The 22,657-nt window shown below is 61.7% G+C and carries 19 protein-coding genes and 1 tRNA gene; 13 read left to right on the forward strand and 7 right to left on the reverse strand.

Annotated elements, in window-relative coordinates:
- Positions 1-28 precede the first annotated feature (28 nt).
- The 3 genes from KKQ10_RS02550 to KKQ10_RS02560 form a co-directional block, all read right to left on the reverse strand.
- Positions 29-640, reverse strand: a complete 612-nt coding sequence (locus tag KKQ10_RS02550) for a Yip1 family protein (protein WP_215500072.1) — start codon at positions 638-640, stop codon at positions 29-31.
- Positions 641-729: 89 nt separating this feature from the next.
- Positions 730-1,587 (reverse strand): glucose 1-dehydrogenase, encoded by an 858-nt coding sequence (locus KKQ10_RS02555; protein WP_127647493.1) that lies wholly within the window; start codon positions 1,585-1,587, stop codon positions 730-732.
- A gap of 205 nt (positions 1,588-1,792) precedes the next feature.
- Positions 1,793-2,947: a MalY/PatB family protein gene (locus tag KKQ10_RS02560; protein WP_215500073.1), complete on the reverse strand. Its 1,155-nt coding sequence runs from the start codon at positions 2,945-2,947 to the stop codon at positions 1,793-1,795.
- 300 nt (positions 2,948-3,247) lie between these two features.
- On the opposite strand from KKQ10_RS02560, the gene fdnG reads away from it, so the two are divergent.
- The 7 genes from fdnG to KKQ10_RS02595 all read left to right on the forward strand — a co-directional run bounded on the left by fdnG (position 3,248) and on the right by KKQ10_RS02595 (position 12,318).
- Positions 3,248-6,313 carry a formate dehydrogenase-N subunit alpha gene (gene fdnG, locus KKQ10_RS02565; protein WP_164747814.1) on the forward strand — a complete coding sequence of 1,022 codons (3,066 nt, stop codon included), beginning with the start codon at positions 3,248-3,250 and terminating at the stop codon, positions 6,311-6,313.
- Positions 6,314-7,249: a formate dehydrogenase subunit beta gene (fdxH, locus tag KKQ10_RS02570; protein ID WP_127647485.1), complete on the forward strand. Its 936-nt coding sequence runs from the start codon at positions 6,314-6,316 to the stop codon at positions 7,247-7,249.
- The gene (locus KKQ10_RS02575; protein ID WP_127647483.1) at positions 7,246-7,911 is read left to right on the forward strand and encodes a formate dehydrogenase subunit gamma; all 666 of its coding nucleotides are present in this window, start codon (positions 7,246-7,248) and stop codon (positions 7,909-7,911) included. Before fdxH ends, KKQ10_RS02575 begins: the two co-directional genes overlap by 4 nt.
- Before the next feature lie 3 nt (positions 7,912-7,914).
- Complete coding sequence (fdhE, locus tag KKQ10_RS02580) at positions 7,915-8,841, forward strand: formate dehydrogenase accessory protein FdhE (RefSeq protein WP_127647481.1); 927 nt, start codon at positions 7,915-7,917, stop codon at positions 8,839-8,841.
- A 48-nt stretch (positions 8,842-8,889) separates the two neighbouring features.
- Positions 8,890-10,302, forward strand: coding sequence for an L-seryl-tRNA(Sec) selenium transferase (gene selA / locus KKQ10_RS02585; protein WP_215500074.1), 1,413 nt, complete (start codon positions 8,890-8,892; stop codon positions 10,300-10,302).
- The gene (gene selB, locus KKQ10_RS02590) at positions 10,299-12,215 is read left to right on the forward strand and encodes a selenocysteine-specific translation elongation factor (protein ID WP_215500379.1); all 1,917 of its coding nucleotides are present in this window, start codon (positions 10,299-10,301) and stop codon (positions 12,213-12,215) included. The genes selA and selB overlap by 4 nt, the downstream gene beginning before the upstream one ends.
- Positions 12,216-12,222: 7 nt before the next feature.
- Positions 12,223-12,318, forward strand: a tRNA-Sec gene (locus KKQ10_RS02595).
- Positions 12,319-12,655: 337 nt separating this feature from the next.
- Here KKQ10_RS02595 and KKQ10_RS02600 read toward each other — a convergent pair.
- Positions 12,656-13,948 carry an OprD family porin gene (locus KKQ10_RS02600; protein ID WP_215500075.1) on the reverse strand — a complete coding sequence of 431 codons (1,293 nt, stop codon included), beginning with the start codon at positions 13,946-13,948 and terminating at the stop codon, positions 12,656-12,658.
- Between the two features lie 200 nt (positions 13,949-14,148).
- Positions 14,149-15,531 (reverse strand): aspartate aminotransferase family protein, encoded by a 1,383-nt coding sequence (locus KKQ10_RS02605; RefSeq protein WP_215500076.1) that lies wholly within the window; start codon positions 15,529-15,531, stop codon positions 14,149-14,151.
- A gap of 156 nt (positions 15,532-15,687) precedes the next feature.
- Here KKQ10_RS02605 and KKQ10_RS02610 point away from each other — a divergent pair, with 156 nt between their 5' ends.
- Both KKQ10_RS02610 and KKQ10_RS02615 read left to right on the forward strand, forming a co-directional pair.
- Positions 15,688-16,293, forward strand: a complete 606-nt coding sequence (locus KKQ10_RS02610) for a TetR/AcrR family transcriptional regulator (RefSeq protein WP_215500077.1) — start codon at positions 15,688-15,690, stop codon at positions 16,291-16,293.
- A 151-nt stretch (positions 16,294-16,444) separates the two neighbouring features.
- Positions 16,445-17,290, forward strand: coding sequence for a hypothetical protein (locus KKQ10_RS02615; RefSeq protein ID WP_215500078.1), 846 nt, complete (start codon positions 16,445-16,447; stop codon positions 17,288-17,290).
- Between the two features lie 93 nt (positions 17,291-17,383).
- Here KKQ10_RS02615 and KKQ10_RS02620 read toward each other — a convergent pair whose 3' ends face one another.
- Together KKQ10_RS02620 and KKQ10_RS02625 are read right to left on the reverse strand one after the other, a co-directional pair.
- The gene (locus KKQ10_RS02620; protein WP_174823750.1) at positions 17,384-18,052 is read right to left on the reverse strand and encodes a DUF3313 domain-containing protein; all 669 of its coding nucleotides are present in this window, start codon (positions 18,050-18,052) and stop codon (positions 17,384-17,386) included.
- Between the two features lie 38 nt (positions 18,053-18,090).
- Positions 18,091-18,414, reverse strand: a complete 324-nt coding sequence (locus tag KKQ10_RS02625) for a hypothetical protein (RefSeq protein ID WP_215500079.1) — start codon at positions 18,412-18,414, stop codon at positions 18,091-18,093.
- Positions 18,415-18,579: 165 nt separating this feature from the next.
- Between KKQ10_RS02625 and KKQ10_RS02630 the strand changes: the two genes are divergently transcribed.
- From KKQ10_RS02630 to KKQ10_RS02645, 4 genes are all read left to right on the forward strand, one after another.
- On the forward strand, positions 18,580-19,290 hold the full coding sequence (locus tag KKQ10_RS02630) for a response regulator (RefSeq protein ID WP_215500080.1): 711 nt from the start codon (positions 18,580-18,582) through the stop codon (positions 19,288-19,290).
- A complete protein-coding gene (locus KKQ10_RS02635; RefSeq protein ID WP_127647463.1) occupies positions 19,287-20,615 on the forward strand; it encodes an ATP-binding protein in 1,329 nt (442 codons plus the stop codon). Before KKQ10_RS02630 ends, KKQ10_RS02635 begins: the two co-directional genes overlap by 4 nt.
- A gap of 156 nt (positions 20,616-20,771) precedes the next feature.
- Positions 20,772-22,061, forward strand: a complete 1,290-nt coding sequence (locus KKQ10_RS02640) for an NAD(P)/FAD-dependent oxidoreductase (protein WP_215500081.1) — start codon at positions 20,772-20,774, stop codon at positions 22,059-22,061.
- A 25-nt stretch (positions 22,062-22,086) separates the two neighbouring features.
- Positions 22,087-22,644 (forward strand): helix-turn-helix domain-containing protein, encoded by a 558-nt coding sequence (locus KKQ10_RS02645; protein ID WP_127647459.1) that lies wholly within the window; start codon positions 22,087-22,089, stop codon positions 22,642-22,644.
- Positions 22,645-22,657 lie beyond the last annotated feature (13 nt).

Consider the following 22,657-nt stretch of genomic DNA (forward strand, 5'->3'; position numbering starts at 1 on the left):
GCCGACGGCGGACAGCGTTTGCATGGGATTAACCCACGGTCGAGCGCAAGTACTCCGGCGAGAGCACGTTGAACCACAGCAGAATCATCGACAGCAGAATGGTCACCATCACCAGCAGGCCGACACCCCACACGCAGGCCGAATACAGCAGACCCTGCTCCCTGCGCTCGTGCATGAAGGTCGGCAGGCCGACGAACAGCAAGAACGTCGAATACACCGAAGCGGCGCCCAGCACCAGAATCGCCAGCCAGCGACTTGGATAGAGTCCGGCGATGCCGGCAACGAAAAACGGCGTCACGGTGTAAGCGGCAAAGCCGATGCACTGGTTAAGCGTGGGGCGTGCGTCGAACGTTCGCGACATCCAGCGGATGAACCCGCCGATGACCGCGACTCCGGCGACAATCGTCACGTACAGCAGAATGCTCAGTTGCAGGGCGCTGGCGGTGCTCAAACGCACGGTCTCGCCGGCCGCCAGACTCCAGCCGACATACGTGGTACCGAAAAACAGGCAGACCGGCGGAATCAGCGCCAATAACAGCAGATGGGCCAGGTAGTGCCTTGGATGGGCTTCTTCTTCGCGGCGGATATCAGTCCAGGCGAAGTTGGGTTGGGTGAAGAGTTTGACGAGTGGGGCGGACATGACGACCTCCTGATCCTGAGGACCGGTTGGGGGCTCTTAAAGGTATGGAGGGACGTCATGGCGCCGGGTTCAGTTTTTCTCGCGGACGGTCACAGCATCGGCTTGCCGCCGGTCACGCCATAGCGCTGGCCGGTGATGTAACTGGCTTCGTCCGAGGCCAGCAGCACGTAGATCGGCGCCACTTCCACCGGTTGCCCGGGGCGGCCGAGCGGGGTGTTGCCGCCGAAATTCTGCACTTCCTCATCGGGCATGGTCGAGACGATCAACGGCGTCCAGATCGGCCCCGGGGCCACGCAGTTCACGCGGATTTCCTGCGGCCCGAGCATCTGCGCCAGACCGCCGGTGAAGTTGGCAATCGCGCCTTTGGTGGTGGCGTAGGCCAGCAGCGTGGGTTTGGGCAGATCGGAGTTGATCGAGCTGGTGTTGATGATCGACGCCCCGGGGCGCATGTGTTTGATCGCCGCCTGACACAGGCGAAAAATCGCGGTGATGTTGACGTCGAAGGTCATCACCCATTCCTCGTCGGGGATTTCTTCGAAGGTTTCGTGGGTCATCTGGAACGCGGCGTTGTTGACCAGCACGTCGATGCGCCCGAAGCGTTCGACGGTCTTGTCGACCAGCGCCTGGCAATGGGCTTTTTGCGCGATGTCGCCGGGCAGCAGCAGGCACTGGCGGCCCGCCTGTTCGACCCAGCGCGCGGTCTCCTTGGCGTCTTCATGTTCATTGAGATAAGCCACGGCCACATCTGCACCTTCACGGGCGAAAGCAATCGCCACGGCGCGACCGATACCGCTGTCGGCGCCGGTGATCAACGCAATCTTGCCGGCCAGCCGCCCGGAACCGACATAGCTTTGCTCGCCACAATCGGGGTACGGCTGCATTTTTCGTTGCGAGCCGGGAACGGCTTGAGCTTGTGCGGGGAAGGGTGGTTTTGGATAGTCGGTCATCGCAAGTCTCCGAGGTCTCAGGGGCAGGTATGGGGGTTGACCCGGACGGTTTGCCGTGAGTTCGATCGGATTTGCGCTGCACATCAACTGCAAACACAAAGCCCCTGTAGGAGCTGCCGCAGGCTGCGATCTTTTGCTTTTGATTGTAAAAACAAGATCAAAAGATCGCAGCCTGCGGCAGCTCCTACAGGGGTATGTGGTGTTCTTAGGTAATGCGCTGAGTCAGCGCGTGCTCCATGCGGCTGATGCCTTCTTCGAGCAACGAACGCGGGCAGCCGAAGTTCAGGCGCACGAACTGTTGGTGCTGGTCGCCGAAATCCACACCGGCGCTCAGACCGACTTTGGCCTGTTCGAGGAAGAACTGCTGTGGGTTGTCCAGGTCCAGCGCCGAGCAATCGAGCCAGGCCAGATAGGTCCCTTGCGGCACGTTGATGGTCACGCCCGGCAAACGGCTGCGTACCGCTTCAACCAGCCAGTCACGGTTGGCTTGCAGGTAGGTTTTCAGCTCAGCCAACCACGGCGCGCCTTCGCTGTAGGCGACGCGGGTGGCTTCCATGCCCAGCGGGTTGACGCTGTCGACCATGCCACAACGGGCGTGGTTGACGCGTTCGCGCAGGGCGGCGTCCTGGATGATCATGAACGAGGTCTTGAGGCCGGCGATGTTGTAAGCCTTGCTGGCCGACATCAGGGTGATGGTGCGTTTGGCGATTTCCGGGCTCAGGGAGGCGGTCGGAATGTGCACGCGGCCATCGAAGCACAGCTCGGCGTGGATCTCGTCGGAGATGATCCAGGCGTCATGCGCCATGCAGATGTCGGCGATGTCCGTCAGCTCTTGCGCAGTGAACACTTTGCCAATCGGGTTGTGCGGGTTGCTCAGGAGCAGGGCGCCGCCATTGGCTAGAGACTGACTCAATGCATCCAGTGGCGTGGCATAAGTGCCGTCAGCCTGGGCGACGAATTCCAGCTCGACCTTGTTCAGCCCCCAATGCCCCGGTGCATGGCGCAGCGGCGGGTAGTTCGGCACTTGCACCACGACGTTCTGTTGCGGCTGCACCAGGGCTTTCAAAGCCATGTTGAAACCGGATTCGACGCCCGGCAGGAAAATCAGCTCCTGTGGTTTGACCTGCCAGGCGTACTTGTTCCACAGGTCGGCGACGATGGCTTCACGCAGATTGTCCTGGGCCACGCTGTAACCCACCAGCGGGTGCAGCAGGCGCTGCTGCAACGCCTCGATGATCACCGGCGGAGCGGCGAAATCCATGTCAGCGACCCACATCGGCAAGACATCGGCCGGGTAGCGGCTCCACTTGGTGCTGCCGGTGTTGTGGCGGTCGAATACCTGATCAAAATCGAAAGTCATGCGCGGTCTCGTGAAGGCGGGTTGTTCATGGGCGCCATGATAAACCCGGAACCCCTGCAGGAGCTGCCGAAGGCTGCAATCTTTTGCTTTTGATTGTTAAAAACAAGATCAAAAGATCGCAGCCTGCGGCAGCTCCTACAGGGCAATGGGATGATCCGACAAACGGCCGACGGTCGGTTTTCACACAGAGTGTGTGGTCATTGTCTACAGTGAAAAAGTCGGCAGCCATCCTGCCGTAACCGTGTTTGTCCAGAAAAAGCCCGGCAGCAGTACCGGGTTCCACCTGATCAGGAGTGCACGATGGATCTCAGCCGTCGTCAATTCTTCAAGGTCGCCGGTATCGGCCTTGCAGGCTCTAGCCTGGGCGCGTTGGGCATGGCCCCGACGCCTGCCTTCGCCGAGCAGGTGCGTCACTTCAAGCTCGCCCACACCCATGAAACCCGTAACACCTGCCCGTATTGCTCGGTCGGTTGCGGGTTGATCATGTACAGCCAGGGCGATGCCGCGAAGAACGTCGCGCAAAATATCATTCACATCGAGGGCGACGCCGACCACCCGGTCAACCGCGGCACCCTGTGTCCGAAAGGCGCGGGCCTGCTGGACTTCATTCACAGCCCGGGGCGCCTGCAATACCCGCAGGTGCGCAAGCCCGGCAGCAGCGAATGGACCCGGGTCAGTTGGGACGAGGCGCTGGATCGCATCGCCGACCTGATGAAGGCCGACCGCGACGCCAACTTCATCGAGAAGAACGCCACCGGGCAAACGGTGAACCGCTGGCTCACCACCGGGTTCCTCGCGGCGTCGGCAGCGTCCAACGAAGCGGGTTACATCACCCAGAAGGTGATTCGCAGTCTCGGCATGCTGGGGTTCGATAACCAGGCGCGTGTCTGACACGGCCCGACGGTGGCAAGTCTTGCCCCGACGTACGGCCGTGGTGCCATGACCAATACCTGGACCGATATCGCCAACGCGAATCTGATTCTGGTAATGGGCGGCAACGCAGCAGAAGCGCATCCGTGCGGCTTCAAATGGGTGACCGAGGCCAAGGCACACAACGCCGCCCGGCTGATCGTGGTCGACCCGCGTTTTACCCGGACCGCTTCGGTGGCCGACTATTACGCGCCGATCCGCACCGGCACCGACATCGCCTTCATGGGCGGGTTGATCAATTACCTGCTGACCGAGGACAAGATCCAGCACGAATACGTGCGCAACTACACCGACGTCTCGTTCATCGTCAAAGCTGGCTATGGCTTTGAAGACGGTATCTTCAGCGGCTACGACGCGGCCAAGCGCAGCTACACCGACAAGTCCGGCTGGGGTTACGAGTTGGGTGAGGACGGTTTCGCCAAGGTCGACCCGACGCTGCAGGATCCGCGCTGCGTCTATCAATTGATGAAGCAGCATTACAGCCGCTACAACATCGAACTCGCGAGCCAGATCTGCGGCATGCCGGTCGATGCCATGCAGAAAATCTGGGATGAGATTGCCACGTGCTCCACGCCCGGCAAGACCATGACCATTCTCTATGCCTTGGGCTGGACGCAACACTCGATCGGCGCGCAGATCATCCGCAGCGCGGCCATGGTGCAACTGCTGTTGGGCAACGTCGGCATGCCGGGCGGAGGCGTCAATGCCTTGCGCGGGCACTCGAACATTCAGGGCCTGACCGACCTTGGATTGTTGTCCAACGCGCTGCCGGGCTATCTGACCCTGGGCAGCGATGCCGAGCAGGACTACAACGCCTACATCAAAAAACGCACGCAGATGCCGCTACGCCCGGGGCAGTTGTCCTACTGGCAGAACTACAGCAAATTCCACGTCAGCTTGATGAAGTCGTGGTACGGCGCCAATGCCACCGTCGAGAACAACTGGCTCTACGACCATTTGCCGAAACTGGACATCCCCAACTACGACGTCCTGAAAATGTTCGACCTGATGAGCCAGGGCAAGGTCAACGGTTATATGTGCCAAGGGTTTAACCCGATCGCCGCGTTGCCGGACAAGAACCGCGTGATGGGCGCGCTGGCGAAACTCAAGTGGCTGGTGGTGATGGACCCGCTGGCCACCGAGACCTCGGAGTTCTGGCAGAACGTCGGGCCGTACAACGACGTGAAAAGCGCCGAGATCCAGACCGAAGTCATTCGCCTGCCGACGACGTGTTTTGCCGAGGAGGACGGTTCGCTGGTCAACAGCAGCCGCTGGCTGCAATGGCACTGGAAAGGCGCCGACGGCCCGGGCGAAGCGCAGACCGACATTCGCATCATGACCGAGCTGTTCCTGCGCCTGCGCAAGCGTTATCAGGCCGAGGGCGGCAAATTCCCCGACCCGCTGCTGAAACTGTCGTGGCCGTACAAGATCCCGGACGAGCCATCGCCGGAGGAACTGGCGAAGGAAATCAACGGCAGCGCCATGGCCGACTTCACCGATGCCAGCGGCGCGACGGTCAAGGCCGGCTCGCAACTGGCGGCGTTCGCCCAGCTCAAGGACGACGGCAGCACCGCATCCGGCTGCTGGATTTTCGCCGGCAGCTGGACCGAGGCCGGTAACCAGATGGCCCGGCGCGACAACGCCGACCCGTATGGCATGCACCAGCATCTGGGCTGGGCCTGGGCGTGGCCGGCCAACCGGCGGATTCTCTACAACCGCGCTTCGGCGGACGTCGCGGGCAAACCGTGGGATCCGAAAAAACGCCTCGTCTGGTGGAACGGCAAGGCCTGGGGCGGCACCGACGTGCCGGACTACAAGGCCGATGTGCCGCCGGAAGCCGGGATGAACCCGTTCATCATGAACCCCGAAGGCGTGGCGCGGTTCTTCGCCGTCGACAAGATGAACGAAGGGCCATTCCCCGAGCATTACGAGCCGTTCGAGACGCCGATCGGCATCAACCCGCTGCACCCGCAAAACAAGAAAGCCACCAGCAACCCGGCGGCGCGGATCTTCGATTCGGTCTGGGAAAGCCTCGGCGAAGCCAAGGACTTCCCGTACGCCGGCACCAGTTACCGGCTGACCGAGCACTTCCACTTCTGGAGCAAGCATTGCAAGTTGAATGCGATTGCCCAGCCCGAGCAGTTCGTCGAAATCGGCGAAGTGCTGGCGAAGGAGAAGGGCATCGCCGCCGGGGATCGGGTGCGGGTCAGCTGCAAGCGCGGGTTCATCGAGGCGGTCGCGGTGGTGACCAAACGCATCCGGCCGCTGCAGGTCAACGGCCAGGTGGTGCATCAGATCGGCATCCCGCTGCACTGGGGGTTCACCGGTCAGACGCGTCACGGTTACCTGACCAACACCCTGGTGCCGTTCCTCGGCGATGGCAACACACAGACCCCGGAATCCAAGTCATTCCTGGTCAACGTGGAGAAACTATAAATGGCCAGCCAAGACATCATTGCCCGCTCGGCCACCACCACGGTGCCGCCCTCGGTGAGGAATCAGCAGGAAGTCGCCAAGCTGATCGACACCACCAAGTGCATCGGCTGCAAGGCCTGCCAGGTCGCCTGCTCGGAATGGAACGAGCTGCGCGACGAGGTCGGCCACAACCATGGCACCTACGACAACCCGCAGGACCTGAGCGCAGAAACCTGGACCTTGATGCGCTTCACCGAACACGAAACCGACGCCGGCAACCTTGAGTGGCTGATCCGCAAGGACGGCTGCATGCATTGCGCCGAGCCGGGGTGCCTGGCGGCATGCCCGAGCCCCGGGGCGATCATCAAGCACGCCAACGGCATCGTCGATTTCGATCAGGACCACTGTATCGGCTGCGGCTACTGCATCACCGGTTGCCCGTTCAACATTCCACGGATTTCGCAGAAGGACCACAAGGCCTACAAGTGCACCTTGTGTTCGGATCGGGTGGAGGTGGGGCTGGAGCCGGCCTGCGTGAAAACCTGCCCGACCGGCGCGATTGTCTTCGGCAGCAAGGAAGACATGAAGGAACACGCCGCCGAACGCATCGTCGACCTGAAAAGCCGTGGCTTCGACAACGCCGGTCTGTACGACCCGGAAGGCGTCGGCGGCACCCACGTGATGTACGTGTTGCACCACGCCGACACGCCGAAGATCTACGCCGGGTTGCCGGATGCGCCGACCATCAGCCCGCTGGTGGGCTTGTGGAAAGGCATCAGCAAACCGCTGGGCCTGTTGGCGATGGGCGCGGCGGTGCTGGCCGGGTTCTTCCACTACGTGCGTATCGGGCCGAACCGCACTGAAGAGGATGATCATCCAGCGCCGCCGGATACCTCGGTGCACGTGGTTGATCCAGCGGTGCACACCTTCGATCCACGCGGGGAGGACCGGCCATGAGCAACAAGACGATCCTGCGCTACACCGCCAACCAGCGCACCAATCACTGGCTGGTGGCGATTCTGTTCTTCATGGCCGGGCTGTCCGGGCTGGCGTTGTTTCATCCGTCGATGTTCTGGCTGACCCACTTGTTCGGCGGCGGGCCGTGGACACGGATTCTGCACCCGTTCATGGGCGTGCTGATGTTCGTGTTGTTCCTCGGCCTGGTGTTGCGCTTCTGGCGCGCGAACTTCTTTATCGACAACGACTGGAAGTGGATGCGCCGCATCGATCGGGTGCTGGTCAACGACGAAGAAAGTGTGCCGCCGGTGGGCAAGTACAACGCCGGGCAGAAGCTGCTGTTCTGGACTTTACTGCTGTGCATGCTCGGTTTGCTGTTCACCGGGCTGGTGATCTGGCGCGCGTATTTCAGTGCGTATTTCGGCATCACTGTGATCCGCTGGGCGATGCTCCTGCATGCGCTGGCCGGGTTTGTGCTGATCTTGAGCATCATCATTCACATCTACGCCGGCCTGTGGATCAAGGGCTCGGTGGACGCGATGCTGCATGGTTGGGTCAGCCGCGCCTGGGCGAAGAAACACCACGCACTCTGGTACCGCGAAATCACCCGCGACGAACCTCATCCGGACGTGCCGGAACGACCGATCACCAAAAAGGGCTGACCTTTGGCAACCATTCTTGAACCCGGGGAAATCGAGGCGGCGGCCAGTTCGCCGCCGTTTCTGTACCTGCCACCGCACAACCTGTTCACCTTGCGCGCGCAACGCCTGGAACACCTGGCCGAAGGGCATGCGCTGGCCGATTACCTGCATCTGATCGCCGGGTTGTGTCGGGCCCAGCAGGCGGTGATGGACGATCCGCCCTTGGCGGTCCCCATCGACACGCAGCGCCTTGAAGTCTGCCAGCGCCACGGTCTGCCGCCCTTTGCGGCCGACACGCTGGTGCGCGAAGACACTTGGCAGGCTTATCTCGAGGCTTTGCTGCAACGCTATGTGCCGTCGGAGCAACCGGCGGTGCTCGACGCGGTGGACACGTTGCGCGAGGCCAGTGCCGGTCAGTTGCGCGCGTGGGCAGTGGCGCTGGTCAGCGGCCAGTATTCAATGGTGCCGGCAGCGCTGGTGCCGTTTCTTGGCGCCGGGCTGCAAACGGCATGGAGCCATTGGCTGCTCAGCGTGCCCAACCTGCAACTGAAACCCGGCGACAGCCTCAGCCAATGCCCGGCCTGCGGTTCACCGGCCATGGCGGGGGTGATCCGCCATCGCGGCAAACACAACGGCCTGCGTTATCTGGTGTGTTCGCTGTGCGCCTGTGAATGGCATGTGGTGCGGGTCAAGTGCGTGTATTGTGAGTCGAGCAAAGGCCTGGATTATCTGAGCCTCGAAGACGATCGCCACGCGGCCAATCAGGCGCCGATTCGTGCGGAAGTCTGCCCGAGCTGCAACAGCTATCTGAAACTGGTGTATCTGGAAAACGATGCCGAAGGCGAAGCCCTGTCGGCGGACCTCACCAGCCTGTTGCTCGACATGCGTCTGGCGCAGGACGGTTATCAGCGTCTGGCACCGAATCTGTTGCTGGCACCGGGAGACGAATGACCTTAGCGTCTACACTCGCCGGACAGTCTTATTTTTCGGGAGTGGCTGATGTCCGCAAGTGTTGCCCCGCGTTTACCTTCCATTGATGGGTTGTTGCGTCATCCGGCCTGCCTGCCACTGGCTGATCGTTATGGGCGTGAGTCGCTGCTGGCGAGTTTGCGCCAGTTGCTCGATGAGTTGCGTTCGAGCGTATTGAACGGGCAATTGTCCGCCGTTGAAATCAGCCCCGACGTGCTCGCCGGGCGAGTCGGCGAGCGTCTGGCGCAGCAACAGCGCAGCCACGTGCGGCGGGTGTTCAACCTGACGGGCACGGTGCTGCACACCAATCTTGGCCGCGCGCTGTTGCCGGACGAAGCCATCGACGCGGTGCAAATGGCCGCGCGGTATCCGCTCAATCTCGAATTCGATCTGGCCAGCGGCAAACGCGGTGATCGCGACGATTTGATCGAAGGCCTGATCCGCGAACTGACCGGCGCCGAAGCCGTCACAGTGGTCAACAACAATGCGGCTGCCGTGCTCTTGACGCTCAACAGCCTCGGCGCGCGCAAGGAAGGCATCATCTCGCGCGGCGAGTTGATCGAGATCGGCGGCGCGTTCCGCATCCCCGACATCATGGCCCGCGCCGGCGTGCGTCTGCACGAAGTCGGCACCACCAACCGCACCCACGCCCGTGACTATGAAGCCGCCATCAGCCCACGCAGCGGTTTGATCATGCGCGTGCATGCGAGCAACTACAGCATCGAAGGCTTTACCGCCCGAGTGCCTACCGCCGAACTGGCCGAGTTGGCCCATCGGCATGGTTTGCCATTGCTGGAGGATCTGGGTAGCGGCAGCCTGCTGGACCTGACTCGCTGGGGCTTGCCGGCGGAACCGACGGTGCGTCAGGCGCTGCTCGACGGTGCGGACATCGTCACTTTCAGCGGCGATAAATTGCTCGGCGGGCCGCAGGCCGGGTTGATCGTCGGGCGCAAAGAATTGATTGCGAAGATCAAGAAGAATCCGTTGAAGCGTGCCTTGCGCGTCGACAAGTTGACCTTGGCTGCGCTGGAAGCAGTGCTCGGCTTGTACCGCGACCCGGATCGACTCGCCGAGCGTCTGCCGAGCCTGCGCTTGTTGACCCGTCCGCAAGCCGATATTTTCGCCCAGGCCGAGCGCCTGCAACCGGCGCTGGCACAGGTCATCGGCGAGCCTTGGACTGTCAGCGCAGTGAAGGCCCTGGGCATGATCGGCAGCGGCAGCCAACCAGTGGCGCGCCTGCCGAGTGCCGCGTTGTGCCTGCGCCCGCAGGTGTCGAAACGCCTGCGCGGGCGTTGTCTGCTGAATCTGGAAGCGGCGCTGCGCGGGTTGCCGATTCCGGTGCTGGGGCGCATCGATGACGACGCGCTATGGCTGGACCTGCGCCAACTCGACGATGAGCCGGCGTGGCTGGCGCAGTTGCCGCAGTTGCAGGTCGAGTCGTGATCGTCGGCACGGCGGGGCACATCGACCACGGCAAAACCTCGCTGCTGCAGGCCCTGACCGGACAAACCGGCGACCGCCGCCCGCAGGAGCGCGAACGCGGGATGACCATCGACCTCGGTTATCTGTATGCAGAACTGGAACCGGGTGCGGGGTTGACCGGGTTTATCGATGTGCCGGGCCATGAAAAATTCACCCATAACATGCTCGCCGGGGCGCAGGGCATCGATCTGGTGTTGCTGGTGGTGGCCGCGGACGACGGGGTCATGCCGCAAACCCGCGAGCATCTGGCGATCGTCCAGTTACTGGGCATTCCCCGGGCGCTGGTGGCGATCACCAAATGTGACCGGGCCGAGACGGGCAGAGTGGAGCAAGTACAGCGGCAGATTCTTGATCTGCTGGAATCCGGGCCGTTTGCCGAGGCGCCGATTCTGACTGTGTCGAGCGTGACCGGGCAGGGCATCGATGCATTGCGCCAGAACTTGTTGCAGACCCAGGGCGAAGTGCATGAGCGCAGTCGCGAAGGCGGATTTCGTCTGGCCATCGACCGCGCCTTCAGCGTGGCCGGCGCCGGGATCGTGGTCACCGGCACGGCGTTGTCGGGTACGGTGTCGGTCGGCGACAAACTCGCCCTCGGACCATCCGGTAAATCGGTGCGGGTGCGGGGTTTGCACGCGCAGAACCAAGCCGCCGAACAGGCCTTTGCCGGGCAACGCGTGGCACTGAATATCAGCGGCGAACGGCTCACGCTGGAGCAGATCCATCGCGGCCAATGGCTGTTGGCCGAGTGGCTGCACGCACCGACGCAGCGGGTCGACATCGAATTTCAGCTGTTGCCCGGTGAGCGCACGTTCGAACACTTTCATCCGGTGCATGTGCACCTCGGCACCCAGGACGTCATCGCTCGCGTGGCCTTGCTCGAAGGCCCGCGCTTGAGTCCCGGCCAGCGCATGTTCGCGCAACTGCTGATCAATGCGCCGGTGCACACGGTGAAGGGCGATCGCGTGATCCTGCGTGATCAGAGCGCCCAACGCACTTTGGGCGGCGGCCAGGTGCTCGACCCGTTCGCCCCGGCCCGGCAACGCCGCAGCCCGGAACGGCTGGCGCAGCTGCAAGCCCTGGCGCGCAGCGACAGCCTGGAACAGGCGCTGCCGGTGTTGCTCAACCACGGCACCGGCGGCCTCAATCCGCAGCGGCTGGAGCGCCAGTTCAATCGCCCGCGTGCCGACTGGTCGCTGGCGGCCAACGTGCGCCTGATCGATACCCGTCAAGGTCCGGTGCTGTTCAACGTCCAGCGTTGGGGGCAGTTGAAGTTCACCCTGTTACAGCACTTGGCAAAATTCCATGAACTGGAACCTGACCAGATGGGACCGGATCGGGACCGTCTACGGCGCTTCAGTGGTCTGGCGCTGGAACGTTCGACCTTTGCCAGTCTGCTGGAAGAACTGCGCGCCACCGGATCGATCAACGCCAGCGGGCCGTGGCTGCACCTGCCGGATCATCAGGTGCGTTTGAACGCCGAAGACGAAACCCTGTGGCAACGCATGCAACCGCTGTTCGAACAGGCCGGATACGATCCGCCGTGGGTGCGCGATGTCGCGAAAATACTCGGTGAGGACGACGCGGTGGTGCGCCTGCTGCTGCGCAAACTGGCGCGCCTGGGTTTGATGCACCAAGTGGTGCGCGACTTGTTTCTGACCGACGTGCAACTGCGGCGCATGGCCGGTGTGCTGCTGCAACTGGAACAGGAAAATCCGCAGATCCAGGTGACAACTTTCCGCGATGCGCTAGGCTTGGGACGCAAACGCTGTATTCAGTACCTGGAATACTTCGACCGCCTCGGTCTGACCCGACGCATCGGCGAATCCCGCGTGATCCGCCACGACAACGCGCTGGCCAGTGCCGACGCACCCTGAGTTCAAAGGAAGGCAATCGCGCCCGGTGGCGCGGCCGGGCTTCAAACCCGGTTGGGGACGGCATCCGTTCCCGGGCAGGTTCGACTCCGGCTGCCTTCCGCCAATTACCCCCGAGCCCCCGCAAATCCCCTGTAGGAGTGAGCCTGCTCGCGATGGCGGTCGATCAGTCGAAATTGATCTGAATGACACACTGCCATCGCGAGCAAGCCCGCACCCACAGGGATTCGATTTCTGGCTGCCGCGCCTCGTCATTCCAGAGTTAACCCGGTCCCCTGTAGGAGTGAGCCTGCTCGCGATGGCGACATGTCAGTCAATATTTATGTAAATGACACACCGCTATCGCGAGCAGGCTCACTCCTACAAAGATTGGGTTTCAGGCTGGCGGATCGAGGGCGCGGTTCACAGCCAGTTCGCCATCGAACATCCGCAGCCACGGGCCATCAAAACCCCAACGGGTACTGAATCACCACATAAATCCGTTCAATGTCATCCCCGGCCTGCGCCTCGTTGGCCCGGTGCGAGACATGCGATAGCTGCACCGACAGGTCCTTCGCCGCGCCCGATTGCACGATGTACTTCAGATCAATATCGCGCTCCCAGTGTTTGCCGCCAGCGCCTTGCTGCGGTTGGTATTGACCGCGCTCGGCATCGAACGGGTTGTACGCGCCGCCCTCGGGGGCGTGGGTGCCGTCGATGTGGCTGCCGCGAACATAACGGGTCATGAAGGCCAGACCGGGGATGCCGAAGGCACCGAGGTCGAGGTCGTAGCGCGCTTGCCAGGAGCGTTCGCCGGCGCCGTTGAAGTCGGCGTATTTGATTGAGTTGGCGAGGTAGATCGAGTCGCCGCCGACGAAATCGAACGGCGTGTCGCCATTGATTCGTTGCCAGCCGAGCATCACAGCGTGCGGGCCGAAGGCGTATTTGCCGGACAGGCTGAAGGCCGTGTTGTCGATGGCGCCGGCCAGCGCGCGGCCGGTATCGCGGGTGTGGTAGAGGTTGGCATCGAGCAGCACGCCGGACTGTTTGAAATGCAGATTGCCGTAGTACTGATGCCAGGTGTCGGTCAGTTCCGAGGCGTACAGCGAACCACCGACGGGCCTGTCGCCGAACAGGTCAGCGCCGAGGAAACTGATTCCGCCGGCCTCGGTGTTGGCGCCGTAGCCATAGAAATCGCCGCGCCCAGAGGAGCTGTCCTGATTCTTGAACGCGGTGAAGTGCCCGGCCACCAGACTGACTTCATCGATTTCCCGACTGTTGAGCAGCAGGCCCGTGGCGTATTCCGGTTGCAGGCGTTTGTCCGAGGTGTCGAATACCGGGGTTTCCACGGTCATTTCGCCGAACGCCAGGGTGGTGCGCGAGACCTTGAGTTTGAAGGCGCCGCCAGCGCTGGAGTAGTTCGGCTCGCTGCGGCCGCTGCTGTCGACCGGCAACAGGCCGGTACCGGAATGACCTTTGCCACCATCGAGTTTAAGGCCAAGAAAAGCATGGGCATCGATGCCGAAGCCGACATCGCCCGGCGTGTATCCGGAAGTGAACGTGCCGATAAAACCCTGAGCCCATTCCTGCTTATAGTTTTTACCGGCGGGAGAGGGCGAGCGGTAGTCGTTGTTCAGGTAGAAGTTGCGGCTGAGTACTTCGGTCTTGGCATCGTCGAAGAAGTCGCTGGCGAAAGTATTGTCGGTCGCTGCGCAAAGCAGGGCCAACAGCGCAAAACGTGGTGTTGAGAGAGCCATCGTGAGAGACCAGCCATCGTAGAAGGTCGCTGATGATGGGCTGGATGTGCAGGGGAACGATTGAGCCAGTGTGCTGAGTACAAGCCACAGTGGATTTCTTTGTAGGCGTGAGCCTGCTCGCGATAGGTGTGTCATTCAGCATCAATATCAACTGATCGACCGCCATCGCGAGCAGGCCAAGGCCTACAAAGGGTTATGGGTTACAGGCGACCGTACTCGCGGGCTGTGCGATCTACCGCGATGCGCGTCTTGTCGACCAGTTCATCCAGCTCCGCCCGCGTGGCGATCAGGGCCGGGGCCATGATCATCCGGCCCAGGGTCGAACGAATAATCAGGCCTTCCTCAAAGCCAATGGTGCGGCAACGCCAAGCGATGTCGTTCTCGTTGGCAAAACGCTTGCGAGTGGCTTTGTCTTCAGCGAATTGCAACGCAGCGACCAGGCCAACGCCCTGAATCTCGCCCACCAGCGGGTGGTTGCCGAACACTTCGCGCAGGCAGTTCTGCAGGTACGGGCCGGTGTCGTTTTTCACCTGGGTGACCACGCCTTCATCGCGCAAGGCCTTGAGATTGGCGATTGCCACCGCAGCGGCCACCGGGTGCCCGGAGTAGGTCAGGCCGTGGGCGAATACGCCGCCTCTTTCCACCAGTGCTTGCGCCATGCGTCGCGACAGGATCAGCCCGCCCATGGGGATGTAGCCCGAGGTCAGGCCTTTGGCGATGGACAGGGTGTCGGGTTCAAAACCGAAGGCCTGATGCGCGAACCACTCGCCGGTGCGGCCGAAACCGCCAATGACTTCGTCAGCGCACAGCAACACGTCGTACTGGCGGCAGATGCGCTGGATTTCCGGCCAGTAAGTGGCGGGCGGGATGATCATGCCGCCAGCGCCCTGGAACGGTTCGGCGACGAATGCGGCGACCTTGTCGGCACCCAGTTCGAGAATTTTGTCTTCCAGTTGTTTCGCCGCGCGCAGGCCGAACGCTTCAGGGCTGAGGTCGCCTTCGTGGGCGAACCAGTACGGCTCGTCGATGTGCGCCACATCGGGGATGGTGCCGCCCATTTCGTGCATGAACTTCATGCCGCCGAGCGCCGTCGCCGCCAGGGTCGAGCCGTGGTAGCCGTTCCAGCGGCCGATCATGATTTTTTTCTCGGGCTTACCCATCACCTGCCAGAACTTGCGCACGGTGCGGATCAGCACTTCGTTGGCTTCGGACCCGGAGTTGGTGTAGATCGCGTGGCTGTAGTGCTTGGGCAGCAGGCTGAAGAGCAGCTCCGACAACTCGATCACCTGCGGGTGAGTGGTGTGGAAGAACATGTTGTAGTAGGGCAGTTGTTCCAGCTGCGCGGTCGCGGCGGCGGCCAGATCCTTGCGTCCGTAGCCGAGGTTGGTGCACCACAGGCCGGACATGCCGTCCAGGTAACGCTTGCCGTCGTTGTCCCACAACGCCAGGCGATCACCGCTGACCATCACCCGCGGGCCTTCCTCGTTGAGGGCTTTCTGGTCGACGAACGCGTGAATGTGGTGGGCGGCGTCGGCGGCCTGGTAATCGCGGGTACTGCGGGACGGATCGAATTCGGCGGACATGGCTGATCTCCAGAGAATGGGGCGGGTGAGTGCGTTCATTCCAGCGCTGCACGGCCAATATTTGTCACTTAAAAATATTTTTGTAAAGAAAATATTTGTCGATGAAAAAAGATATCCGTAGGCTGAGCGGCATTGGCCAGAATAATCAGAGGCAACATGAGCGGACTCAGAGAGCGGCAGAAGGAACAGCGCCGGCAGGTAATTGCCGAGGCGGCACTTGAGCTGTTCAAGACCAACGGTTTTGCGGCCACCACGCTGGACCAGATCGCGGTGCAAGCCGGGGTGTCGGCGCCGACGGTGGTGAATTACTTCGGTGGCAAGCAGGAGATTCTGCTGGCGTTGCTCAAGCAACCGGACGAGCAAGCCATGCGCGAGGCGCGGGCCAACCTGGATGACGACAGCGATCCATTGGAGGCGCTGTGCGAATTCGAAGGGTTAATGACCGATTACCAGCTGCAAGCGATGCCGGCGTCGTTGTGGCGCGAACTGGCGCCGTTTCTGCTGACCGGTGAACTGGCCCAGGCCTTGAGCCCGTGGAACGCGGCGGTGATCGAAGAAACCAAGGCGCTGCTCGGGCATTTTCAGGCGCAGGGCAAAGTGCGCGCGTCGGTCGATCTGGACGTGGCGGCGACGCTGTTCAACCAGTACGCGAACATGGCGTTCATTCGCCTGGCGACCCAGGAAGTGCCAGACCGACCGGCGCATGCCTCGCACATGCGTGGGGTGTTGCAACTGCTGTGTCACGGCATGCTAGAGGGTTGAATCTGGCTTACAGGCCTTGTTCTGTGGCGACGTGCGGTAGAGGTACCTGTCAACTCTGACAGTTATGCCGGCGGCCAAAGAGACTTACGCTCCGCTTTCCCTTGTGTTCGGGAGATGTCTAAACGGTCCCCCTGGGCCAAGGAGTAGCGTAATGAAACCTAAAAAACGGTACAGCGCCAGTGGCTACCTCAGAGCAACGATCAACGATCGTACTGGCACACACGAGTTCACCGCCAGTGAAGAACTGGAAATAACGGAGATTGCAGGACAGTTTAAGATTACTGCCTTTATGAGGGACGACATCCAGACTTTCAGAGTGATTGATCTATTTTTTCCCAAGACCCTTTCAAATGACGGCACGAAAAACGAGTTTTCGCTGAAACCCTCTGACGACCACAAAGCACAAGGGCGCTATTCATACTTTCCAGGAAATGTATCTCTGGGGTCGTTTGAGGGGTTGTTGACAGTGCACTACGACTGGAAAACCGCGCACATGTGGGGCTCGTTCGATTACAAACTTCACGACGGTGACAGCGATGTCGAAGTGAATGCAGGCACCTTCGATCTCACTGGCATAACCGTTGCCAACCTGAAAGGCACCGGAACATTCGCAGGGACGCTCGATTCAAAACCCTTTGTAGCTGAGGAAGTCAGCATTCAGCGCAAGCAGATCGTTGATGACTCTTATCTGGAGGTCGTTGGCCGCACCGCCCCCTCTGACAGCGGTCTACCAGACTACGCAATGATTTTTCTCCGCATAAATGAACCCGTGACCAAATTGGAGCATGGACTGGAAGATCCGAACGGTGAGGTTCATGCAGAATGCTACATGCCGTTGTTCGGATTTTTTCCCGCAAAAAGCGGCAAAGTGATCTTTGAATCGCCGCCTGAGCTAAACCATGTAAAAGGCACGATAAAAGGTGCTTTCCAACAAGGCCAAGAGCAGCCCCGCGAGGTCGACTGCACGTTCGATATCACCAACCTCCCCACCCAATAATCCCCGCCTCGAATACCGGCTGCCCCACAGGCAGCCGGTCGCACAAGCCGAGACGCTGTGACAGCAGCCAGAGATGCTTGAGGAGGCGTGAAATTACCGGCGAATCGCCGCGTACGACTTGCCCAGATCGCTGGCCCAACCGTCCAGCACGCCTTTGACGTCATCGGCGGTCAGTACCTGTTTGTCGTTTTCCAGTGGCACGCCGGTGCCCTTGCGCACGACCTCGGCGACCACTTCGCCGGTCGAGCCGTCCTCGAACGAGACTTCGGTGGCGATTTCACTGTCCTGGTCACGGATGCCGGTGGCGGTGCTCACGCCGGCGGCAACCAGCGTCACCGGCAGCCATTCATAGAAGCGCAGGCCCTGGGTGCTGGTGGCGACGCGGGTGATCGCCGGTCTGACGATCAGGGTATTCGGACCGGGTTTTGACACCAGGTGCATGACCTTGCCCAGTTCGAGCCTGAGGGCGGCGTCGTAGTATTCGGTGACGCCGGAAAGCGTGCTCAGCGGGATCCGCTGCGTCGGCTCGGTGCTGGGGTAGAACTGGCTGGGCGCCAGATAGGCCTGGGTGTAGCGACCCCGAGCCAGCGCCGGACTGACCCAGCCCAGCACCGTCTGACCCGACGGCGACTTATGTTCGCTCAGCACGCTGTAATCGTGCAGGAATCCCGTGTACTTGCCGGGTTCGACTGTTTTGCTGCTGCAGGCCGACAGGCTCAGGGACGCTGTACACAACAGTGTCATCAAGCAATGGCTTCTCATCATGCGAATCCTTGTTTTGCGCTTTTGACCCGCGTCGTTCAAGTGCGGGCGGTGGTTGAGGCGGCGAGCGATGGGGTGTTGTCCGAGCACTCGATGTGCAACTGGCCGTGGGTCATGATCCAGTGGATGAGGTCGGCGGTCGGAATCGAATGGACGTACTCCACCCATTGCGACCGGGAGGGCCCGTACTGTTCGAAATAGCGGCGCAGGACAATCTGGCTTTGGTCGTTCGCCAGCCCCAGGCAAAACTCCTGGAACAGCAGTGGCGTGTCGTGCTCAGGCGCGGTGGTGCGCTGGCTGAGAATCAACGGATAGCGGGCGTCGTGTCCCTCGTCGGTATACCTGCTGTGCAAAGCCTTCATGAAATGCCCCCTGTTTTGGAAGGCGTGCAGGGTGGCAGAGGGTTTTTGCCGGACAATGTCCGCTTGATGTCCGGGGTGACGGAATGTTGCTCGATTGAAATAAATGACCCGGGCGCCGGAATAGTTTTAGATGCGTTCTTTTTTTGGCCTGAGGATCCTTAGAACGTGAGCAGACTGCTGATCGTCGACGACGACGTGGAAATTCTCGCCTTGCTGAAGAAGTTCTTCGTCCAGCACGCCTACGAGGTCGATGTGGCCGTCGACGGCACCGCGATGTGGGCGGCGATTGCGCAGCAGCGCCCGGACACCATTATTCTCGACCTGATGCTGCCCGGCGAAGGGGGCTTGAGCCTGTGCCAGAAAGTGCGGGCGCAGATGGGCATTCCGATCATCATGCTGACCGCCATGGGTGAGTTGAGCGACCGGATCGTCGGCCTCGAACTCGGCGCCGATGACTACGTCACCAAACCGTTTGCCCCGCGTGAACTGCTGGCCCGCCTGCGCGCCGTGCAACGCCGCGCCGGTGAGCAGGTCAGCCCCGTGAGCGAGCCGTCGCGGCCGGTGATCGGCTTTGCCGGTTGGCATCTGGACATCACCTGCCGCGAGTTGCGCTCCCCGGAAAACGTGATGATTCCACTGTCCGGTGGCGAGTTCGATCTGTTGGTGGTGTTTCTCGACCACCCGCAGCGCATCCTCACTCGCGAGCAACTGATCGACCTGTCTCGCGGCCAGGGCCACGATGCCTTCGATCGCAGCATTGACGTACAGGTCAGCCGCCTGCGCCGCAAGATCGAACCGGACAGCAAACGCCCGGACCTGATCCGCACGGTGCGCAACGGCGGCTATATGTTCACCGCCAAGGTCACTCGCTCATGATCCGCCGATTCCTGCAACGCGACCCGCTGAGTCGGCGGATTGCCCTGACCATTGTCGCGGCCATGCTCGCTTCGCTGGCGCTCAATGCCTTGTTCGTGCAGCTCGCCGGCATCTGGGCGCAACCGCCCATCGAACGCACCGGTCTGCTGGATCAAATTGCCGTGACCACCCGGGTGATCGAGGCCGCACCGGTGGAACTGCGCCCGCAACTGGCGCAGGCAGCGACCAACCCGGTGGTGAGCGTGTTGTGGAAAGCCCGTCGCGATGATTTCGGACTACCGCCGGGTGGCCATCCGGTCAAAGCCGAAAGGGGCACGATCTGGCAGGAGCTCCTCGGTGAAGATCGCGTCGTAGAAGCCTTCAGCCCTGCACTTTGGCCAAGCGGCAGCCCTGACGGGCACTACGTTGCTCTGGTGCAACTGACCGATGGCAGTTGGCTGACGTTCACCCCGCCTGGGCGCAGCTGGGGCCTGCCGGCCCGCACCCGCATCGCGATCATCATCGCCCTGGGCCTGATCGCCACGGTGCTGGTGGCCTGGCTTGCCACTCGCCAACTGGCCAAACCACTGCAGCGTTTCGCCAGCGCCGCCCGACGCTTCGGCGGCGATCTGCGCGCGCCGCCGATCAAGATCCAAGGCCCGGACGAGATCCGCCAGGCGATCATCGCCTTCAACACCATGCAGGCGCAGATTCAGCACTACATCAGCGAACGCACGCACATGCTCGCGTCGATCTCCCACGACTTGCGCGCACCGCTGACCCGGATGCGCCTGCGCAGCGAGTTCATGGAGGACTTTGATCATCAGGGCAAACTGATCCGCGACATTGAAGAGATGCAGTCGATGATCAACGCCGCGCTGGCATTCTTCCGTGAAGACACCCAGCCGGAGCAAGCCACCGCGTTCGACTTGTCGGAGCTGCTGCAGACGATCATCGACGATTACCGCGACCAGAACATCGCCATCGATTTCAGCGGCCCGGCGCATCTGGTCTATGAGGGCCGCCCGTTGGGGATCAAACGGGTGATCGTCAACCTCCTGGAAAACGCCGAGAAGTACGCGCAACACCCGGCAATTGCCCTGAGCAGTGACGGTTACAGCATTTGTATCGATGTCACTGACAAGGGGCCGGGGATCCCTGAAGCATCGTTACAGCGGGTATTCGATCCGTTCTTCCGCCTGGAAACCTCGCGCAACCGTGAAACCGGTGGCGTCGGGCTGGGGCTGTCGTCGGCGCGGGCGATTGTCCGCGAGCAGGGCGGGGAGCTGACACTGAGTAATCGCAGTGGCGGCGGTTTGGTCGCGCGGGTCGAGTTGCCGCTGTAGCGCCGCGAGCCCTGATCGGCGAAGAACACTCGCGGTCGTTATTTCACTGTTACAGGGCGTTGATAATGGCTGCCAAGTGCTTCGCGGCTTGCCTGCGTGAAATATGTTCTGTAGATTTTCATGAAATTATAAGAAATAAATTTCATGAGGTCGCGAATGTTTCAGCAATCCCAGCGCCATGTCGACAGTTACTACGCCCACAGCTGCGCCGATCTCCTGCGCGATCGGCCGACGTTGCAAGGCGATCACGACACCGACATCGTGATCGTCGGCGCCGGTTTCAGTGGGCTGCACACGGCATTGCGGCTGGCGCTGGCCGGCAAGCGTGTGACGCTGCTGGAAGCCAGTCGCGTGGCGTGGGCGGCGTCGGGGCGAAATGGCGGGCAGGCGATTCTGGGGTGGTCGTGCGACATGCCGCCGCTAGAAGCCGCGCTGGGGCATGAGCGGGCCAAGCGACTTTGGGACGGCATGCGCTGGGCCGCTCGGGAATTGCGCGAATTACCCGGGCGCCATGGTTTCGACTGCGATTATCGCCCGGGGCATTTGTGGACGTCGGTGATGCCGCGTCGGGTCAGCCTGCTGACTGAATGGCAACACGAGGCCAGCCACAAGTGGGGGCACGACGGCCTGCAGTTCATTCCCCGTGAAGACTTGCCGCGATGGGTCGCCAGCGAACGCTATCAGGCCGGCCTCTACGACGCCGAGGGCGCGCACCTCAATCCGCTGAAACTGGCCCTCGGGCTGGCCGCTGCCATCGAGCGCGCCGGCGGGCGCATCTACGAACAAAGCAAAGCGTTGAGTTATCTGGAGGAGGGCAGCGGGTTTCGGGTCAACACCGCGCGCGGTTCGGTGAAGGCCGATGTGCTGGTGCTGGCCTGTAACGCCTATCTCGATGAACTCGACCCGCCACTCGCCAGCTGCATTCTGCCGGTGGGCACCTATCAGGTGGCCACCGCGCCGCTCACGCCGGAGCAAGCCACCGCACTGCTGCCGAGCAACGTCTGCGTGACCGACAACCAGTTCGTCCTCGATTACTTTCGCCGCACGCCGGACAACCGTTTGCTGTTCGGTGGCGGCTGCACCTATCTCGGTGGCATGCCCAAAGACATCGCGGCGGCGACCCGGCCGTTCCTCGAACGAGTGTTCCCACAACTGAAAGGCGTCGAGCTGGCATTCGCCTGGGGCGGGCACATCGACCTGACGATCAAACGCACCCCGGACGTTGGTCGCGAGGGCCAGCGATATTGGCTGCAGGGTTACTCGGGCCACGGCGTGCTGCCGACACTGGCGGCTGCCCGCGCCGTGTCCGGTGCGATCCTCGGCAACCCAGATGAATTGGCTTTGTATCAAGGCTTGCGCAATGGCAGCTTCCCCGGCGGCAAATACCTGGCTGCACCGCTGGAAGCCATTGGCAAGGCCTGGTATCGCCTGCGAGACAGCATTTGATGAAGAATTTTCTGGAACCCCGGCCATGAACAAGCAAGAAGAAATCGCTGCGCTGGCGATCCTGATCCACGACCTGCGCAAGCACAAGAAATACACCCTCAAAGAACTAGCCGACAAAATCGGCCGTTCGGTGGGCTTTCTGTCGCAGGTCGAACGCGGCCTGTCGCGTCCGACCGTGGCCGACCTCACCGCGATCAGCGAAACCCTGGGCGTGCCGACCACCTATTTCTACAGCCTGCCCAAGCCCAAACAAGTGCCATGGGTCACCCGCCCGGACGAGCGTCGCACGCTGTATTACGCCAACGGCATTACCGACATTCTGGTGTCGCCGCAGATGCGCGCCTCGTTTTCCATGCTCGAAAGTCATCTGGAACCGGGCGCGAGCAGTGGCGACCGGCAGATGAGCGACAGTTCGGAGCAGGGCGGTTATGTGCTCGAAGGCGAATTGACCTTGTGGCTGGGCGATGACGAAGACCCGGTCACGCTGCGCCCCGGCGACAGTTTTCAGTTCGACAGTCACACCCGTTGCCGCTACGGCAACCTCACCCAGCAGCGCACGCGCGTGCTCTGGGTCTACACCTGATAACGACAAAAGG

This window comes from Pseudomonas sp. MG-9, from assembly GCF_018729515.1.
In the GTDB taxonomy this organism is placed as follows: Bacteria; Pseudomonadota; Gammaproteobacteria; order Pseudomonadales; family Pseudomonadaceae; genus Aquipseudomonas; species Aquipseudomonas serboccidentalis.

Excerpts from the sequence above, each read along its gene's own strand:
- KKQ10_RS02550 (WP_215500072.1), bottom strand. The coding sequence starts at position 640 with ATGTCCGCCCCACTCGTCAAACTCTTCACCCAACCCAACTTCGCCTGG.
- KKQ10_RS02555 (WP_127647493.1), bottom strand. The coding sequence starts at position 1,587 with ATGACCGACTATCCAAAACCACCCTTCCCCGCACAAGCTCAAGCCGTT.
- KKQ10_RS02560 (WP_215500073.1), bottom strand. The coding sequence starts at position 2,947 with ATGACTTTCGATTTTGATCAGGTATTCGACCGCCACAACACCGGCAGC.
- fdxH (WP_127647485.1), top strand. The coding sequence starts at position 6,314 with ATGGCCAGCCAAGACATCATTGCCCGCTCGGCCACCACCACGGTGCCG.
- KKQ10_RS02575 (WP_127647483.1), top strand. The coding sequence starts at position 7,246 with ATGAGCAACAAGACGATCCTGCGCTACACCGCCAACCAGCGCACCAAT.
- selA (WP_215500074.1), top strand. The coding sequence starts at position 8,890 with ATGTCCGCAAGTGTTGCCCCGCGTTTACCTTCCATTGATGGGTTGTTG.
- KKQ10_RS02600 (WP_215500075.1), bottom strand. The coding sequence starts at position 13,948 with ATGGCTCTCTCAACACCACGTTTTGCGCTGTTGGCCCTGCTTTGCGCA.
- KKQ10_RS02605 (WP_215500076.1), bottom strand. The coding sequence starts at position 15,531 with ATGTCCGCCGAATTCGATCCGTCCCGCAGTACCCGCGATTACCAGGCC.
- KKQ10_RS02610 (WP_215500077.1), top strand. The coding sequence starts at position 15,688 with ATGAGCGGACTCAGAGAGCGGCAGAAGGAACAGCGCCGGCAGGTAATT.
- KKQ10_RS02615 (WP_215500078.1), top strand. The coding sequence starts at position 16,445 with ATGAAACCTAAAAAACGGTACAGCGCCAGTGGCTACCTCAGAGCAACG.
- KKQ10_RS02620 (WP_174823750.1), bottom strand. The coding sequence starts at position 18,052 with ATGAGAAGCCATTGCTTGATGACACTGTTGTGTACAGCGTCCCTGAGC.
- KKQ10_RS02625 (WP_215500079.1), bottom strand. The coding sequence starts at position 18,414 with ATGAAGGCTTTGCACAGCAGGTATACCGACGAGGGACACGACGCCCGC.
- KKQ10_RS02635 (WP_127647463.1), top strand. The coding sequence starts at position 19,287 with ATGATCCGCCGATTCCTGCAACGCGACCCGCTGAGTCGGCGGATTGCC.
- KKQ10_RS02640 (WP_215500081.1), top strand. The coding sequence starts at position 20,772 with ATGTTTCAGCAATCCCAGCGCCATGTCGACAGTTACTACGCCCACAGC.
- KKQ10_RS02645 (WP_127647459.1), top strand. The coding sequence starts at position 22,087 with ATGAACAAGCAAGAAGAAATCGCTGCGCTGGCGATCCTGATCCACGAC.